The sequence below is a fragment of the Stutzerimonas sp. C6.4V genome (assembly GCF_058536345.1).
In genome coordinates this window covers 3,224,003-3,237,467 of record NZ_JBZUBM010000001.1, presented here as the reverse complement: position 1 = coordinate 3,237,467, position 13,465 = coordinate 3,224,003, and the positions used below count along the sequence as shown (strand labels likewise).

At 57.2% G+C, this 13,465-nt stretch carries 19 protein-coding genes and 1 pseudogene; 19 read left to right on the top strand and 1 reads right to left on the bottom strand.

Features of this window, described 5'->3' with window-relative positions:
* The 19 genes and pseudogenes from rpsQ to AC4LFW_RS15175 all read left to right on the top strand — a co-directional run bounded on the left by rpsQ (nucleotide 1) and on the right by AC4LFW_RS15175 (nucleotide 10,563).
* Entirely contained in the window at nucleotides 1-267 is a 267-nt protein-coding gene (gene rpsQ, locus AC4LFW_RS15265) for a 30S ribosomal protein S17 (RefSeq protein ID WP_029404618.1), read from the top strand.
* Nucleotides 268-290: 23 nt separating this feature from the next.
* Nucleotides 291-659 carry a 50S ribosomal protein L14 gene (gene rplN / locus AC4LFW_RS15260; RefSeq protein WP_003289207.1) on the top strand — a complete coding sequence of 123 codons (369 nt, stop codon included), beginning with the start codon at nucleotides 291-293 and terminating at the stop codon, nucleotides 657-659.
* Between the two features lie 11 nt (nucleotides 660-670).
* Nucleotides 671-985 (top strand): 50S ribosomal protein L24, encoded by a 315-nt coding sequence (rplX, locus tag AC4LFW_RS15255; RefSeq protein ID WP_019339971.1) that lies wholly within the window; start codon nucleotides 671-673, stop codon nucleotides 983-985.
* Between the two features lie 19 nt (nucleotides 986-1,004).
* Nucleotides 1,005-1,544, top strand: a complete 540-nt coding sequence (gene rplE / locus AC4LFW_RS15250) for a 50S ribosomal protein L5 (protein WP_019339970.1) — start codon at nucleotides 1,005-1,007, stop codon at nucleotides 1,542-1,544.
* A 13-nt stretch (nucleotides 1,545-1,557) separates the two neighbouring features.
* Nucleotides 1,558-1,863: a 30S ribosomal protein S14 gene (gene rpsN, locus AC4LFW_RS15245; RefSeq protein ID WP_407294912.1), complete on the top strand. Its 306-nt coding sequence runs from the start codon at nucleotides 1,558-1,560 to the stop codon at nucleotides 1,861-1,863.
* A gap of 186 nt (nucleotides 1,864-2,049) precedes the next feature.
* The gene (rpsH, locus tag AC4LFW_RS15240) at nucleotides 2,050-2,442 is read left to right on the top strand and encodes a 30S ribosomal protein S8 (RefSeq protein ID WP_255982606.1); all 393 of its coding nucleotides are present in this window, start codon (nucleotides 2,050-2,052) and stop codon (nucleotides 2,440-2,442) included.
* 13 nt (nucleotides 2,443-2,455) lie between these two features.
* The gene (rplF, locus tag AC4LFW_RS15235) at nucleotides 2,456-2,989 is read left to right on the top strand and encodes a 50S ribosomal protein L6 (RefSeq protein ID WP_491819952.1); all 534 of its coding nucleotides are present in this window, start codon (nucleotides 2,456-2,458) and stop codon (nucleotides 2,987-2,989) included.
* Between the two features lie 10 nt (nucleotides 2,990-2,999).
* A complete protein-coding gene (gene rplR / locus AC4LFW_RS15230) occupies nucleotides 3,000-3,350 on the top strand; it encodes a 50S ribosomal protein L18 (RefSeq protein ID WP_255982604.1) in 351 nt (116 codons plus the stop codon).
* Nucleotides 3,351-3,353: 3 nt separating this feature from the next.
* The gene (gene rpsE / locus AC4LFW_RS15225) at nucleotides 3,354-3,854 is read left to right on the top strand and encodes a 30S ribosomal protein S5 (protein ID WP_019339966.1); all 501 of its coding nucleotides are present in this window, start codon (nucleotides 3,354-3,356) and stop codon (nucleotides 3,852-3,854) included.
* Nucleotides 3,854-4,033 (top strand): 50S ribosomal protein L30, encoded by a 180-nt coding sequence (gene rpmD, locus AC4LFW_RS15220; RefSeq protein WP_003281818.1) that lies wholly within the window; start codon nucleotides 3,854-3,856, stop codon nucleotides 4,031-4,033. Before rpsE ends, rpmD begins: the two co-directional genes overlap by 1 nt.
* Before the next feature lie 3 nt (nucleotides 4,034-4,036).
* Nucleotides 4,037-4,471, top strand: coding sequence for a 50S ribosomal protein L15 (rplO, locus tag AC4LFW_RS15215; RefSeq protein WP_491819951.1), 435 nt, complete (start codon nucleotides 4,037-4,039; stop codon nucleotides 4,469-4,471).
* Nucleotides 4,472-5,800: a preprotein translocase subunit SecY gene (gene secY / locus AC4LFW_RS15210; protein ID WP_491819949.1), complete on the top strand. Its 1,329-nt coding sequence runs from the start codon at nucleotides 4,472-4,474 to the stop codon at nucleotides 5,798-5,800.
* 27 nt (nucleotides 5,801-5,827) lie between these two features.
* Nucleotides 5,828-5,944: a 50S ribosomal protein L36 gene (gene rpmJ, locus AC4LFW_RS15205; protein WP_014854209.1), complete on the top strand. Its 117-nt coding sequence runs from the start codon at nucleotides 5,828-5,830 to the stop codon at nucleotides 5,942-5,944.
* Between the two features lie 131 nt (nucleotides 5,945-6,075).
* Nucleotides 6,076-6,432: a 30S ribosomal protein S13 gene (rpsM, locus tag AC4LFW_RS15200; RefSeq protein ID WP_073301056.1), complete on the top strand. Its 357-nt coding sequence runs from the start codon at nucleotides 6,076-6,078 to the stop codon at nucleotides 6,430-6,432.
* A gap of 30 nt (nucleotides 6,433-6,462) precedes the next feature.
* Complete coding sequence (rpsK, locus tag AC4LFW_RS15195; protein WP_019339962.1) at nucleotides 6,463-6,852, top strand: 30S ribosomal protein S11; 390 nt, start codon at nucleotides 6,463-6,465, stop codon at nucleotides 6,850-6,852.
* Nucleotides 6,853-6,869: 17 nt separating this feature from the next.
* Nucleotides 6,870-7,490: a 30S ribosomal protein S4 gene (gene rpsD, locus AC4LFW_RS15190; RefSeq protein ID WP_491819948.1), complete on the top strand. Its 621-nt coding sequence runs from the start codon at nucleotides 6,870-6,872 to the stop codon at nucleotides 7,488-7,490.
* A gap of 22 nt (nucleotides 7,491-7,512) precedes the next feature.
* Complete coding sequence (locus tag AC4LFW_RS15185) at nucleotides 7,513-8,514, top strand: DNA-directed RNA polymerase subunit alpha (RefSeq protein ID WP_003289187.1); 1,002 nt, start codon at nucleotides 7,513-7,515, stop codon at nucleotides 8,512-8,514.
* Nucleotides 8,515-8,559: 45 nt separating this feature from the next.
* Nucleotides 8,560-8,946: a 50S ribosomal protein L17 gene (gene rplQ, locus AC4LFW_RS15180; protein ID WP_491819947.1), complete on the top strand. Its 387-nt coding sequence runs from the start codon at nucleotides 8,560-8,562 to the stop codon at nucleotides 8,944-8,946.
* Nucleotides 8,947-9,109: 163 nt separating this feature from the next.
* Nucleotides 9,110-10,563: pseudogene (locus AC4LFW_RS15175) on the top strand (catalase).
* 42 nt (nucleotides 10,564-10,605) lie between these two features.
* On the opposite strand, the gene uvrA reads toward AC4LFW_RS15175, so the two are convergent.
* Nucleotides 10,606-13,443 carry an excinuclease ABC subunit UvrA gene (uvrA, locus tag AC4LFW_RS15170; protein ID WP_491819946.1) on the bottom strand — a complete coding sequence of 946 codons (2,838 nt, stop codon included), beginning with the start codon at nucleotides 13,441-13,443 and terminating at the stop codon, nucleotides 10,606-10,608.
* Nucleotides 13,444-13,465: the final 22 nt, after the last annotated feature.

Below are 13,465 nucleotides of genomic sequence, written 5' to 3'. Positions count from 1 at the left end.
ATGGCTGAAGTTGAAAAAACTGTCCGCACGCTGACTGGCCGCGTCGTCAGCGACAAAATGGACAAAAGCATCACCGTTCTGATCGAGCGTCGCGTCAAGCACCCGATCTACGGTAAATACGTGAAGCGTTCGACCAAGCTGCACGCCCACGACGAAACCAACCAGTGCCGTATCGGCGACAAGGTCACTATCCGCGAGACTCGTCCGCTGGCGAAGACCAAGTGCTGGATGTTGGTTGATGTCGTTGAACGTGCCGTCGAAGTCTAAGGGCTAGGGGTCGGAGAAATTATATGATTCAGACTCAATCAATGCTCGATGTGGCTGACAACAGTGGCGCTCGTCGCGTCATGTGTATCAAGGTCCTCGGTGGTTCGCATCGCCGTTACGCCGGTATCGGCGACATCATCAAGGTTACCGTCAAGGAAGCGATTCCGCGTGGCAAGGTCAAGAAGGGCCAGGTAATGACTGCTGTTGTGGTCCGTACCCGCCACGGTGTTCGCCGTCCGGATGGCTCCATTATTCGCTTCGATGGCAATGCTGCTGTTCTGTTGAACAACAAGCAGGAGCCAATTGGCACCCGTATTTTCGGGCCGGTGACGCGTGAGCTTCGTTCAGAGAAGTTCATGAAGATCGTCTCGCTCGCGCCTGAAGTGCTGTAAGGAGAAGCCGCATGCAAAAGATTCGTCGCAACGACGAGATCATCGTCATCGCCGGCAAGGACAAGGGTAAGCGCGGTAAGGTGCTCCGGGTTCTCGCCGACGACCGTCTGGTTGTCGGTGGTATCAACCTGGTAAAGCGTCATACCAAGCCGAACCCGATGTCAGGCGTTCAGGGCGGTATCGTCGAGAAGGAGGCGCCTCTGCACGCCTCTAACGTCGCTATTTTCAACGGTGAAACCAACAAGGCTGACCGCGTTGGGTTCAAGGTTGAAGACGGCAAGAAAATTCGTGTCTTCAAGTCGACCCAGAAGCCGGTTGAAGCTTGAGACTGCTAGGTAGATAACCATGGCACGACTAAAAGAAGTTTATCGGAAGCAAATCGCTCCCAAGCTGAAAGAAGAGCTTCAGCTGGGCAACGTGATGGAAGTTCCGCGCATCACCAAGATCACCCTTAACATGGGTATCGGCGAAGCGATCGGTGATAAGAAGATTATCGACAACGCGGTTGCCGACCTGGAAAAGATCACTGGCCAAAAGGTCGTCGTGACTCACGCTCGGAAATCCATCGCTGGCTTTAAGGTCCGCGAAGGTTGGCCGATCGGCGTCAAGGTGACGCTGCGCAGCGATCGCATGTACGAGTTCCTGGATCGTCTGCTGTCTATCTCTCTGCCTCGGGTTCGCGATTTCCGCGGGCTGAATGCCAAGTCCTTCGATGGCCGCGGCAACTACAGCATGGGCGTTAAAGAGCAGATCATTTTCCCGGAAATCGATTACGACAAGATCGATGCCCTGCGTGGTCTGGACATTACGCTGACCACCACCGCCCGGACGGACGAAGAGGGTCGCGCGTTGCTGCGTGCCTTTAACTTCCCGTTCCGTAACTGATTGGAGTAGGCACATGGCTAAGCAAAGCATGAAGAACCGTGAGCTGAAGCGTCAGCAAACGGTTGCCAAGTACGCTCAGAAGCGTGCTGCGCTGAAGGCTGTCATCGCCAATCCGGAATCCACTCCGGAAGCCCGCTGGGAAGCCCAGGTGGCATTGCAGAAGCAACCGCGCGACGCTAGCGCTTCGCGCCTGCGTAATCGCTGCCGCCTGACTGGCCGTCCGCATGGTGTTTATCGCAAGTTTGGTCTTGCGCGTAACATGCTGCGCCAGGCTGCCATGCGTGGTGATGTTCCAGGTCTGGTCAAGGCCAGCTGGTAATGAAATAGCGGTCCGGCTCTACTGCGGACAGGTTGTTTCAGATCAAGCCCCTTATGGGGCTTGATTCATTTCTGGAGTGTCTCTAGAATGCTCGGCTCGCCCGAGTCACGCCTATGGCATGATCTCATCTAGTAGGCGACACGAGCCTTTGCAGGCTTATTTTTTTGTATTAGGAGCCAAGCGCCCATGAGTATGCAGGACCCGTTAGCGGACATGCTAACTCGTATCCGTAATGCCCAGATGGCCGAAAAGTCCGTCGTAAGCATGCCGTCTTCCACACTGAAGGTGGCTGTAGCCGATGTGCTTCAAGGTGAAGGCTATATCGCAGGATACAACGTCAGCAGCGACGCCAAGCCGCAGCTGTCCATCGAGCTCAAGTACTTCGAGGGCCGTCCGGTCATCGAGGAGCTGAAGCGCGTAAGCCGTCCTGGCCTTCGCCAGTACAAATCCGTTGATCAGTTGCCGAAGGTTCGCGGCGGTCTGGGTGTTTCGATCGTGTCCACCAACAAGGGTGTGATGACTGATCGGGCTGCTCGCGCTGCTGGCGTTGGCGGCGAAGTGCTCTGCACAGTGTTCTAAGGGGGGGATAAGCATGTCTCGCGTTGCTAAGAACCCCGTCAAGCTGCCCGCCGGTGTTGAATTCAACATGTCTGGCCAGCGGCTTTCGGTGAAGGGTGCCAAGGGCGCTCTCGAACTGAATGTGCACTCGTCCGTGGAAGTTATTCACGAGGCTGGTGAGCTCCGTTTTGCTGCGCGTCATGGCGATCAGCAGAATCGCGCTATGGCCGGTACTACCCGTGCGCTGGTTAACAACATGGTGATCGGTGTCAGCCAAGGCTTCGAGCGCAAGCTCCAGCTGGTTGGTGTTGGTTACAAAGCACAAGCCAAAGGTCAAGTGCTGTCCCTGGCTCTCGGCTTCTCGCATCCGGTGGAATATGAACTGCCGCAAGGCGTTACCGCTGAGACCCCCAGCCAGACCGACATCCTGATCAAGGGCGTCGACAAGCAACTGGTCGGTCAGGTGGCTGCAGAAATCCGCGACTTCCGCCGCCCTGAGCCTTACAAGGGCAAAGGCGTGCGTTACTCGGACGAAGTGGTCCGTCGTAAAGAAGCTAAGAAGAAGTAGGGCATAGCACATGAGCGTAAAGAAAGTTACTCGTCTGCGTCGCGCTCGCAAGGCACGCCTGAAGATGCGCGAGCTGGAAACCGTACGCCTTTGTGTGTACCGCTCTTCCCAGCACATCTACGCCCAGGTCCTTTCGGCCGACGGCGGCAAGGTTTTGGCCAGCGCCTCGACTCTGGACAAAGAATTGCGTAGCGGTGCCACTGGCAACGTTGACGCTGCCAAGAAAGTTGGTCAGCTGGTCGCTGAGCGTGCTAAGGCCGCAGGTGTCACCCAGGTGGCGTTCGACCGTTCTGGCTTCAAGTACCACGGTCGTGTCAAGGCACTGGCTGATGCTGCTCGTGAAGGCGGGCTGGAGTTCTAAGTTATGGCATATAACGAGCAAAAGCGCGACGAAGGCTATATTGAGAAGCTGGTTCAAGTTAACCGCGTCGCCAAGACTGTAAAAGGTGGCCGTATCTTCACCTTCACCGCGTTGACCGTGGTGGGTGACGGCAAGGGTCGTGTCGGTTTCGGTCGCGGTAAATCCCGCGAAGTGCCTGCTGCTATTCAGAAGGCTATGGAGGCGGCTCGCCGCAACATGATCCAGGTTGACCTGAACGGCACCACGCTGCAGTACGCAACCAAGGCCGCGCATGGCGCTTCCAAGGTCTACATGCAACCTGCTTCCGAAGGTACCGGTGTTATCGCTGGTGGTGCGATGCGCGCCATCCTCGAAGTCGCCGGTGTCCAGAACGTCCTGGCCAAGTGCTACGGCTCGACCAACCCTGTGAACGTGGTGCACGCCACCTTTAAGGGTTTGAAGGCCATGCAGTCGCCTGAGTCGATCGCTGCCAAGCGTGGCAAGAGCGTCGAGGAGATTTCCTGATGGCTAATACCGTCAAGGTCACGCTGATCAAGAGCGTCAGCGGTCGTATTCCCAATCACAAGCTTTGCGTCAAGGGCCTCGGCCTGCGTCGCATTGGTCACACCGTCGAGGTTCAGGACACCCCTGAGAATCGCGGCATGATCAACAAGGCTTATTACATGCTCCGTGTGGAGGGCTAAGCCATGCAACTGAACGATCTGCGTTCTGCGCCGGGTGCCCGTCGCGAAAAGCTTCGTCCCGGTCGCGGCATCGGTAGCGGACTCGGTAAGACCGGTGGTCGCGGTCACAAGGGTCAGACTTCCCGCTCCGGTGGCAAGATTGCTCCTGGTTTCGAGGGTGGCCAGCAGCCGCTGCATCGTCGCCTGCCGAAGTTCGGCTTCGTTTCGCTGAAAGCCATGGATCGCGCCGAAGTGCGTACCTCCGAGCTGGCCAAAGTGGAAGGCGATGTCGTCTCCGTGCAGAGCCTCAAGGACGCCAACGTAATCAACCAGAACGTACTGCGTGTGAAAATCATGCTATCCGGTGAGGTTGGTCGCGCTGTAACTCTTAAGGGCATCGCCGCCACCAAAGGTGCGCGTGCGGCTATCGAAGCAGCTGGCGGCAAGTTCGAGGAATAAATGGCTAAGCAAGGTGCTCTCTCCGCGCTGAGTAATGGCGGGCTGTCTGAACTCTGGGCTCGTCTGCGCTTTCTGCTGATGGCGATCATCGTCTATCGGGTTGGGGCGCACATCCCGGTACCGGGGATCAATCCCGACAGGTTGGCCGAGCTGTTTCGTCAGAACGAAGGGACCATCCTTAGCCTGTTCAACATGTTTTCCGGCGGCGCGCTCGAACGCATGAGTATTTTTGCGCTGGGGATCATGCCGTACATCTCGGCATCGATCATCATGCAGCTCATGACTGCGGTGAGTCCGCAGCTGGAACAGTTGAAGAAGGAAGGCGAGGCCGGTCGTCGCAAGATCAGCCAATACACGCGTTATGGTGCGTTGGTCCTGGCAATTGTGCAGGCGATCGGTATGTCCGTCGGTCTGGCGGGCCAGGGCGTTGCGTTCAGCAACGACTTCGGCTTCTACTTCGTGGCTATCACCACGTTTGTCGCTGGTGCGATGTTCATGATGTGGCTGGGCGAGCAGATCACCGAGCGAGGCGTTGGTAACGGCATTTCGATGTTGATCTTCGCCGGTATCGTTGCAGGTTTGCCGGGTGCCCTTGGGCAGTCCTTTGAGTCTGCACGTCAGGGCGACGTCAATATCATTGCGTTGCTTGCGGTCGGCTTGCTTGCTGTGGCGATCATTGGTTTCGTGGTCTTTATCGAGCGTGGTCAGCGGCGGATCGCCGTGCATTACGCCAAGCGCCAGCAAGGCCGCAAGGTCTTTGCTGCGCAGACCAGCCACCTGCCCTTGAAAGTGAATATGGCGGGCGTGATTCCCGCGATCTTCGCCAGCAGCATTCTGCTATTTCCAGCTTCGCTGGGGCAGTGGTTCGGTCAGTCCGAAAGCATGAGCTGGCTGGCTGATATCTCGCAAGCGATTGCCCCTGGCCAGCCATTGAACATCCTGTTGTTCAGTGCCGGGATCATCTTCTTCTGCTTCTTCTATACGGCGTTGATGTTCAACCCTAAAGACGTAGCTGAGAATTTGAAGAAGTCCGGTGCGTTTATCCCGGGGATTCGTCCTGGCGAGCAGTCGGCGCGCTATATCGATGGCGTGCTGACGCGCTTGACCATGTTCGGTGCCCTGTACATGACGGCTGTTTGCCTGCTGCCTCAGTTCCTTGTGGTTGCTGCAAACGTACCGTTCTACCTTGGCGGGACTTCGCTGCTGATTGTGGTTGTGGTGGTCATGGACTTCATGTCCCAGGTTCAGTCACACCTCATGTCTCACCAGTACGATTCCCTGATGAAAAAAGCCAATCTGAAGGGTTATGGCAGCGGAATGCTTCGCTGATCTATCCGTAAGGTTCCAGGAGTTCTCATGAAAGTTCGTGCATCGGTCAAGAAGCTGTGCCGCAACTGCAAAATCGTCCGTCGCGAAGGCGTCGTGCGAGTGATCTGCAGTGCAGAACCGCGTCACAAGCAGCGCCAAGGCTGATTGTGATCTAAGGCTTGAGCCCGGCAGCTAGTGCGCTGCCGGGTTGATTATTTGTTATTACAGCGTTAGTATCTCGCGCCCTTTTCTTGGCTTCCGGGGCGTTGGGTAGCTGTCAATTGGAGTTTCACTGAATGGCCCGTATTGCAGGCGTAAACATTCCGGATAACAAGCATACTGTTATCTCGCTGACCTACATCTATGGTGTTGGTCGCACTCGTGCGCAGACCATCTGTGCAGCTACCGGTGTCAACCCGGCAGCGAAAATCAAGGATCTCACTGACGAGCAGGTAGAACTGCTTCGTGGCGAAGTGGGCAAGTTCATCGTTGAAGGTGACTTGCGTCGCGAAGTCAACATGAAGATCAAGCGCTTGATGGACCTGGGTTGCTATCGCGGCCTGCGTCATCGTCGTGGTCTGCCGGTCCGCGGTCAGCGTACCAAGACCAACGCTCGTACCCGTAAGGGTCCGCGTAAGCCGATCCGCAAGTAATCGCATTAGCGCATCGACAGGAATCTAATCATGGCAAAACCTGCTGCTCGTCCTCGTAAAAAAATTAAAAAGACGGTGGTTGATGGCATCGCCCACATCCACGCATCTTTCAACAACACCATCATCACGATCACTGATCGTCAGGGTAACGCACTGTCTTGGGCGACCTCCGGCGGTTCCGGTTTTCGCGGCTCGCGTAAGAGCACTCCCTTTGCTGCTCAGGTAGCTGCTGAGCGTGCCGGTCAGGCTGCGCTGGAGTACGGGCTCAAGAATCTTGACGTTAACGTCAAGGGTCCTGGTCCGGGTCGTGAATCTGCCGTTCGTGCTTTGAATGGCTGTGGTTATAAAATCGCCAGCATCACCGACGTGACGCCAATCCCGCATAACGGGTGCCGTCCGCCGAAGAAGCGCCGCGTGTAATCAGGAGACAGTGAAAGATGGCTCGTTATATTGGTCCCAAGTGCAAACTGTCTCGTCGTGAAGGCACCGATCTCTTTCTGAAGAGTGGTGCACGCGCGCTCGAATCGAAGTGCAACATCGAAACCCCACCGGGTGTCCATGGTCAGCGTCGTGGTCGCCTCTCCGACTACGGCACGCAACTGCGTGAAAAGCAGAAAGTTCGTCGCATCTACGGTGTGCTCGAGCGTCAGTTCAGCGGTTATTACAAGGAAGCAGCCAGTCGCAAAGGCGCTACCGGCGAAAACCTGCTGCAGCTTCTTGAGTGCCGTCTGGACAACGTCGTGTATCGCATGGGCTTCGGCTCCACCCGTGCCGAGTCGCGTCAGCTGGTATCGCACAAAGCGATCAGCGTTAATGGTCAGACTGTGAATGTCCCGTCCTATCAGGTTAAAGCTGGGGACGTGGTTGCCGTTCGCGAGAAGTGCCGCAACCAGCTGCGTATCGCCCAAGCCCTTGAACTGTGCGTACAGCGCGGTCGCGTCGAATGGGTCGAAGTAGATACCGACAAGAAATCTGGTGTTTTCAAAAATGTTCCGGCTCGCAGTGATCTGTCCGCCGACATTAACGAAAACCTGATTGTCGAGCTCTACTCCAAGTAAGGGCTAGAAAATAGGTGTATCCATGCAGAGTTCGGTAAATGAGTTCCTGACCCCCCGCCATATCGATGTGCAGGTGGTCAGTCCGACCCGCGCCAAGATCACACTCGAGCCTCTCGAGCGTGGTTTCGGCCACACCCTGGGCAACGCGCTGCGTCGCATTCTGTTGTCCTCCATGCCCGGCTGCGCTGTAGTCGAGGCTGAGATCGACGGTGTGCTCCACGAGTACAGCGCAATCGAGGGCGTGCAGGAAGATGTAATCGAAATCCTGCTCAACCTCAAAGGTATCGCCATCAAGCTGCACGGCCGTGATGAAGTGACCTTGAGCCTGGTGAAGAAGGGCGCGGGCGCTGTTACCGCTGCCGATATCCAGCTGGATCACGATGTCGAAATCGTCAATGGCGATCACTTGATCGCCAATCTGGCGGCTAATGGTTCGATCAACATGAAGCTCAAGGTCGCTCGCGGCCGTGGTTACGAGCCAGCTGACGCGCGGCAGAGTGATGAAGATGAAAGCCGCAGCATCGGCCGTCTTCAGCTCGACGCAACCTTCAGTCCGGTTCGTCGCGTTGCTTATGTAGTTGAGAACGCTCGTGTTGAGCAGCGCACCAACCTGGACAAGCTCGTCATTGATCTGGAAACCAACGGTACGCTGGATCCCGAAGAGGCTATTCGCCGTGCCGCGACCATCCTGCAACAGCAGTTGGCTGCGTTCGTCGATCTCAAGGGTGACAGTGAGCCTGTTGTCGTCGAGCAGGAAGACGAGATCGATCCGATCCTGTTGCGTCCAGTCGATGACCTGGAGCTGACCGTTCGTTCGGCAAACTGCCTCAAGGCAGAAAACATCTATTACATCGGTGATCTGATCCAGCGCACCGAAGTCGAGCTGTTGAAAACACCGAACCTGGGCAAGAAGTCTCTGACCGAAATCAAAGATGTTCTGGCCTCTCGTGGTCTGTCCCTTGGCATGCGTCTCGATAATTGGCCGCCGGCAAGTCTCAAGAAGGACGATAAGGCTACGGCCTGATCGTCCCTAGTCACCGAACTGATCGTTTGGTAAGGAATTTCAATCATGCGTCATCGTAAAAGTGGCCGTCATCTCAGCCGCACAAGCGCACACCGTAAGGCTATGTTTCAAAACATGGCGGTGTCGCTGTTCGAGCACGAACTGATCAAAACTACTCTGCCTAAAGCTAAGGAGCTGCGTCGCGTCGCCGAGCCGCTGATCACCCTGGCCAAAGAAGACAGCGTTGCCAACCGTCGCCTGGCTTTTGACCGCACGCGTTCGAAAGCGATCGTCGGTAAGTTGTTCAGCGATCTGGGCCCGCGTTACGCCACCCGTCAAGGCGGCTATCTGCGGATCCTAAAGTGCGGATTCCGCGCGGGTGATAACGCTCCTATGGCATACGTCGAGCTAGTAGACCGTCCGGTTTCTGGCGAGGTTGAAGCTGCCGAGTAAGCGTTGATCCGTTTGCTTTGAAAAAGCCGGGCTCTGCCCGGCTTTTTGCGTCTTATCGTTAGGTTCTAGCTATCAGCCTTCTTCTATCGATAAAAAGTCGAGAGCCGTCGTTCCGCTTAAAGTCTCCGCAAGCCAGCCAATCGGCCACTTCAGGAGATCTTCGATGAGTAAAGCCATTCCCCTCACCACTGCCGCTGGCGCGCCAGTGGCAGAAATCAGAATTCCCGCTCAGCTGGCTCTCGCGCGCCGCTGCCGCTTGAAGATTTCCACCTCGTTGAGAAACTCGCACATTTCAACAGGGAGGTCATTCCGGAGCGGCGCGTCCATGCTAAAGGATCAGGCGCGTACGGTACGTTGACCATCACTTCTGATGTATCCCGATATACATCGGCCAACCTGTTCGATGCGGTTGGCAAGCAGACGTCTCTGTTTCTGCGGTTTCTACTGTGGGCGGCGAACGAGGGTCGGCTGACACCGAGCGAGATCCACGCGGTTTCGCAGTCAAGTTCTATACCGAACAAGGTAACCGGGACATCGTTGGTAACATCACGCGGTCTTCTTCCTGCGCGATCCGCTGAAGTTCCCTGACTTCATCCATACCCAAAGCGTGACCTCTGGACCAACCTCAAGAGCCCTCAAATGATGAGGGACTTCTGGTCGCACTCGCCCGAGGCGCTGCATCAGGTATCCATATTGTTTTCCGATCGCGGCATTCCGGACGGTTACCGGTTCATGCATGGTTTCGGCAGTCATACGTTCAGCTTGGTAAATGCACAAGGGATGCGGACCTGGGTGAAGTTCCACTTCAAGAGCCTGCAGGGCATCAAGAATCTTGCTCCTGCTGAGGCCGCGCGTCTGGCAGGCAGTGACCCGGATTACGCTCAGCGAGACCTCTTAGATGCCATCGATCGCCGCGATTTTCTGAAATGGCGCATGTGCATTCAGATGATGAGTGAAGCGCAGGCAGCGGAGCGAGCGGAAAAACCGTTCGATGTCACTAAAACCTGGTCGCAGAAAGAGTTTCCGCTGATCGAGCTTGGTGTGCTGGAGCTGAATCGGAACCCCGAGAACTATTTTGCCGAGGTCGAGCAGGCCGCATTCGCGCCAAGTAATCTGGTGCCGGGTATCGGCTTGTCTCCAGACAGGATGCTTCAGGTGCGCGTCTTTGCGTATGCGGACGCGCAACGCTATCGCATCGGGACCAACCATCAGCAGCTGCCGGTCAATGCCCCTCGTTGTCCCTACCAGAATTATCAACGAGATGGTGCCATGCGGTTCGACGGCAATGGTGGTTCGGCGCCGAATTACGAGCCGAACAGCTACGCTGCTGCGCCAAAAGAGATGTTGCAGTTTTCCGAGCCTGCTTTGGCGCTCAATGGCGCTGCCGATCGATATGACCATCGGGCGGACGGCGATTATTACAGCCATGCGGGGGCGTTGTTTCGCCTGATGAATGCCGAGCAGCAGGCGTTGCTGATAGGCAATATCGTAGGAGCCATGAAGCCGGTCTCCCGCGACGTCCAGCTGCGGCAGTTACGGCATTTCTTCAGGGCTGACCCTGCCTATGGCGCGGGGGTTGCGCAGGGCCTGGGCATCGACCCTAACGAGATCGGTTGACTTCGACAATGAAGGCCGGGCTCGAGCCCGGCTTTCTCTGGCTCACGCTCGATCGCGCTCCAGCAACGGTTTGAGGAAGTGGCCGGTATGGGACTGCTGCATCTGCGCAACCTGCTCTGGGGTGCCCACCGCAATGATCTGCCCCCCTTTCGAACCGCCTTCGGGGCCTAGATCTACAAGCCAGTCCGCCGTCTTGATGACATCCAGGTTGTGTTCGATAACCACCACGGTGTTGCCGTGATCCCGCAGGCGATGCAGTACGTCGAGCAGCTGTTGAATATCGGCGAAGTGAAGGCCAGTCGTCGGCTCGTCGAGTATGTAGAGCGTTTTGCCTGTATCTCGCTTGGATAATTCTCGGGAAAGCTTGACGCGTTGGGCTTCGCCGCCCGAAAGAGTGGTCGCGCTCTGGCCAAGCTTGATATAGGACAGCCCTACATCCATCAATGTCTGGAGCTTTCGCGCTACGGCGGGCACAGGATCGAAGAACTCACGGGCTTCCTCGATCGTCATGTCCAGCACTTCAGTGATGCTCTTACCCTTGTATTTCACTTCCAATGTTTCACGGTTGTAACGCTTGCCCTTGCAGACATCGCAGGGCACGTAGATGTCTGGCAGGAAGTGCATCTCCACCTTGATCACGCCATCGCCCTGACATGCTTCGCAGCGACCACCTTTGACGTTGAACGAGAAGCGGCCAGGGCCGTAGCCGCGCGATCGCGCTTCTGGCACACCGGCGAACAGTTCCCGGATTGGGGTGAACAAGCCCGTGTAGGTCGCCGGGTTCGAGCGTGGTGTGCGGCCGATGGGGCTCTGGTCGATATCAACCACCTTGTCGAGATGTTGTAGCCCATCGAACGAATCGTGAGGCGCGGATTCGAGGGTCGTGGCTCCGTTGAGGGCGGTCGCCGTGATGGGGAATAGCGTGTTGTTGATCAGGGTCGACTTGCCCGATCCGGATACGCCAGTGATGCAGGTAAGCAAACCAACGGGAATCTCAAGGTCTACGTTACGCAGGTTGTTGCCCCGCGCGCCCTTAAGCGTGAGCAAGCGGGCCGGGTCGCGAGCCGTCCGCTCGGCGGGATAGGCAATCTTGACGCGGCCAGAAAGGTAGCCGCCAGTCAGCGAGGCAGGATTGGCCATGACCTCGTCGGGCGTACCCTCAGCGACGATCTGTCCGCCGTGCACTCCCGCGCCGGGGCCTATGTCCACCACGTAATCGGCAAGACGGATGGCGTCTTCATCGTGTTCGACCACTATCACCGTGTTGCCAATATCGCGCAGATGCCGAAGCGTACCCAGCAGGCGTTCATTGTCACGCTGATGCAAACCGATGGAGGGTTCGTCCAGGATGTACATCACTCCGACTAGTCCTGCCCCGATCTGGCTCGCAAGTCTGATGCGTTGTGCCTCCCCTCCAGAGAGGGTATCGGCGCTGCGGTCGAGGGTGAGATAGTCGAGCCCGACATTGACCAGGAACTGCAGCCGCTCGCAGATTTCCTTGAGAATCTTGTCGGCAATCTCTCCGCGACGACCGGTCAGCGAAAGCCCGCCGAAGTATTCGGTGGCCTCTCCGATTGGAAGGCCAGTCACTGCCGGCAAGGTCTTGTCGCCGACCCACACATGGCGCGCCTCCCGCCTGAGGCGAGTCCCACGGCATTCGGGGCAGGGCTGCGTGGAAAGATACTTGGCAAGCTCTTCGCGAACCGTGTTGGACTCGGTTTCCCGATAGCGACGCTCAAGGTTAGGGATGATGCCTTCGAAAGGGTGAGAGCGTTTGACAATATCGCCGCGGTCGTTCAGATAGCGAAAGTCCACGTTTTCGCGACCGCTGCCCCGTAGCACGACTTTCTGCTGTTCGGGCGGCAAGGATTCGAAGGGGTCATCGAGACTGAATCCGTAATGCGAGGCCAGCGAGCCGAGCATCTGGAAGTAATAGACGTTGCGCCGATCCCAGCCGCGTATGGCCCCTTCGGCCAGCGTCAGCTCGCCATTGACCAGGCGCTTGGCATCGAAGAACTGTTTGACCCCCAGGCCGTCACAGGTCGGGCAGGCACCGGCCGGGTTGTTGAAGGAAAACAGCTTGGGCTCGAGTTCGCTGATCGAGTGCCCGCAGATAGGACAGGCGAAGCGCGCCGAAAAGATCAGTTCATCGCTGCTGTCATCCTCTTCCATCGAGGCCACCAGGGCGATGCCGTCCGCCAGCTTCAGGGCCGTTTCAAAGGATTCGGCCAGTCGCTGCTGAAGGTCGGCGCGCACTTTGAAACGATCCACCACGACGTCGATGGAATGCTTCTTCTGTTTATCCAGTTTAGGCAGCTCATCCAATTCGTAGAGCTTGCCGTTGACCCTGGCTCGAACGAAGCCCTGGGCGCGTAGTTCGTCAAAGACGGCCAGGTGCTCGCCTTTGCGCTCGCGAATCACCGGGGCGAGCAGCATCAGCTTGCGCCCTTCCGGCTGCGTCAGAACCTGGTCGACCATCTGGCTGACAGTCTGGGCCTCGAGCGGTGCGTCATGGTCAGGGCAGCGGGGTGTGCCGACGCGGGCGTAGAGCAGTCGCAGGTAGTCGTAGATCTCGGTGATGGTGCCCACGGTAGACCGTGGGTTGTGCGAGGTCGACTTCTGCTCGATCGAAATGGCCGGAGAGAGGCCTTCGATCGTGTCGACGTCCGGCTTTTCCATCATCGACAGGAACTGCCTGGCGTATGCCGAAAGGGATTCGACATAACGACGCTGGCCTTCGGCATACAGCGTGTCGAAGGCTAGCGAGGACTTGCCGGAACCTGACAGCCCGGTGATCACGATCAGTTTGTCGCGGGGCAGGGTCAGGTCGATGTTTTTCAGGTTGTGGGTTCGAGCCCCACGAATCAGAATCTTGTCCAAAGCAGCCTCGCTTGGCGGGCGA

Bases quoted from the DNA above. Each gene is read 5' to 3' on its own strand.
- rpsN (WP_407294912.1), top strand. From the start codon at position 1,558: ATGGCTAAGCAAAGCATGAAGAACCGTGAGCTGAAGCGTCAGCAAACG.
- rpmD (WP_003281818.1), top strand. From the start codon at position 3,854: ATGGCTAATACCGTCAAGGTCACGCTGATCAAGAGCGTCAGCGGTCGT.
- rplN (WP_003289207.1), top strand. From the start codon at position 291: ATGATTCAGACTCAATCAATGCTCGATGTGGCTGACAACAGTGGCGCT.
- rpsH (WP_255982606.1), top strand. From the start codon at position 2,050: ATGAGTATGCAGGACCCGTTAGCGGACATGCTAACTCGTATCCGTAAT.
- rpsM (WP_073301056.1), top strand. From the start codon at position 6,076: ATGGCCCGTATTGCAGGCGTAAACATTCCGGATAACAAGCATACTGTT.
- rpsK (WP_019339962.1), top strand. From the start codon at position 6,463: ATGGCAAAACCTGCTGCTCGTCCTCGTAAAAAAATTAAAAAGACGGTG.
- rplF (WP_491819952.1), top strand. From the start codon at position 2,456: ATGTCTCGCGTTGCTAAGAACCCCGTCAAGCTGCCCGCCGGTGTTGAA.
- rplO (WP_491819951.1), top strand. From the start codon at position 4,037: ATGCAACTGAACGATCTGCGTTCTGCGCCGGGTGCCCGTCGCGAAAAG.
- rplQ (WP_491819947.1), top strand. From the start codon at position 8,560: ATGCGTCATCGTAAAAGTGGCCGTCATCTCAGCCGCACAAGCGCACAC.
- rpsD (WP_491819948.1), top strand. From the start codon at position 6,870: ATGGCTCGTTATATTGGTCCCAAGTGCAAACTGTCTCGTCGTGAAGGC.
- rpsE (WP_019339966.1), top strand. From the start codon at position 3,354: ATGGCATATAACGAGCAAAAGCGCGACGAAGGCTATATTGAGAAGCTG.
- rpmJ (WP_014854209.1), top strand. From the start codon at position 5,828: ATGAAAGTTCGTGCATCGGTCAAGAAGCTGTGCCGCAACTGCAAAATC.
- rplR (WP_255982604.1), top strand. From the start codon at position 3,000: ATGAGCGTAAAGAAAGTTACTCGTCTGCGTCGCGCTCGCAAGGCACGC.
- secY (WP_491819949.1), top strand. From the start codon at position 4,472: ATGGCTAAGCAAGGTGCTCTCTCCGCGCTGAGTAATGGCGGGCTGTCT.
- AC4LFW_RS15185 (WP_003289187.1), top strand. From the start codon at position 7,513: ATGCAGAGTTCGGTAAATGAGTTCCTGACCCCCCGCCATATCGATGTG.
- rplX (WP_019339971.1), top strand. From the start codon at position 671: ATGCAAAAGATTCGTCGCAACGACGAGATCATCGTCATCGCCGGCAAG.
- rpsQ (WP_029404618.1), top strand. From the start codon at position 1: ATGGCTGAAGTTGAAAAAACTGTCCGCACGCTGACTGGCCGCGTCGTC.
- rplE (WP_019339970.1), top strand. From the start codon at position 1,005: ATGGCACGACTAAAAGAAGTTTATCGGAAGCAAATCGCTCCCAAGCTG.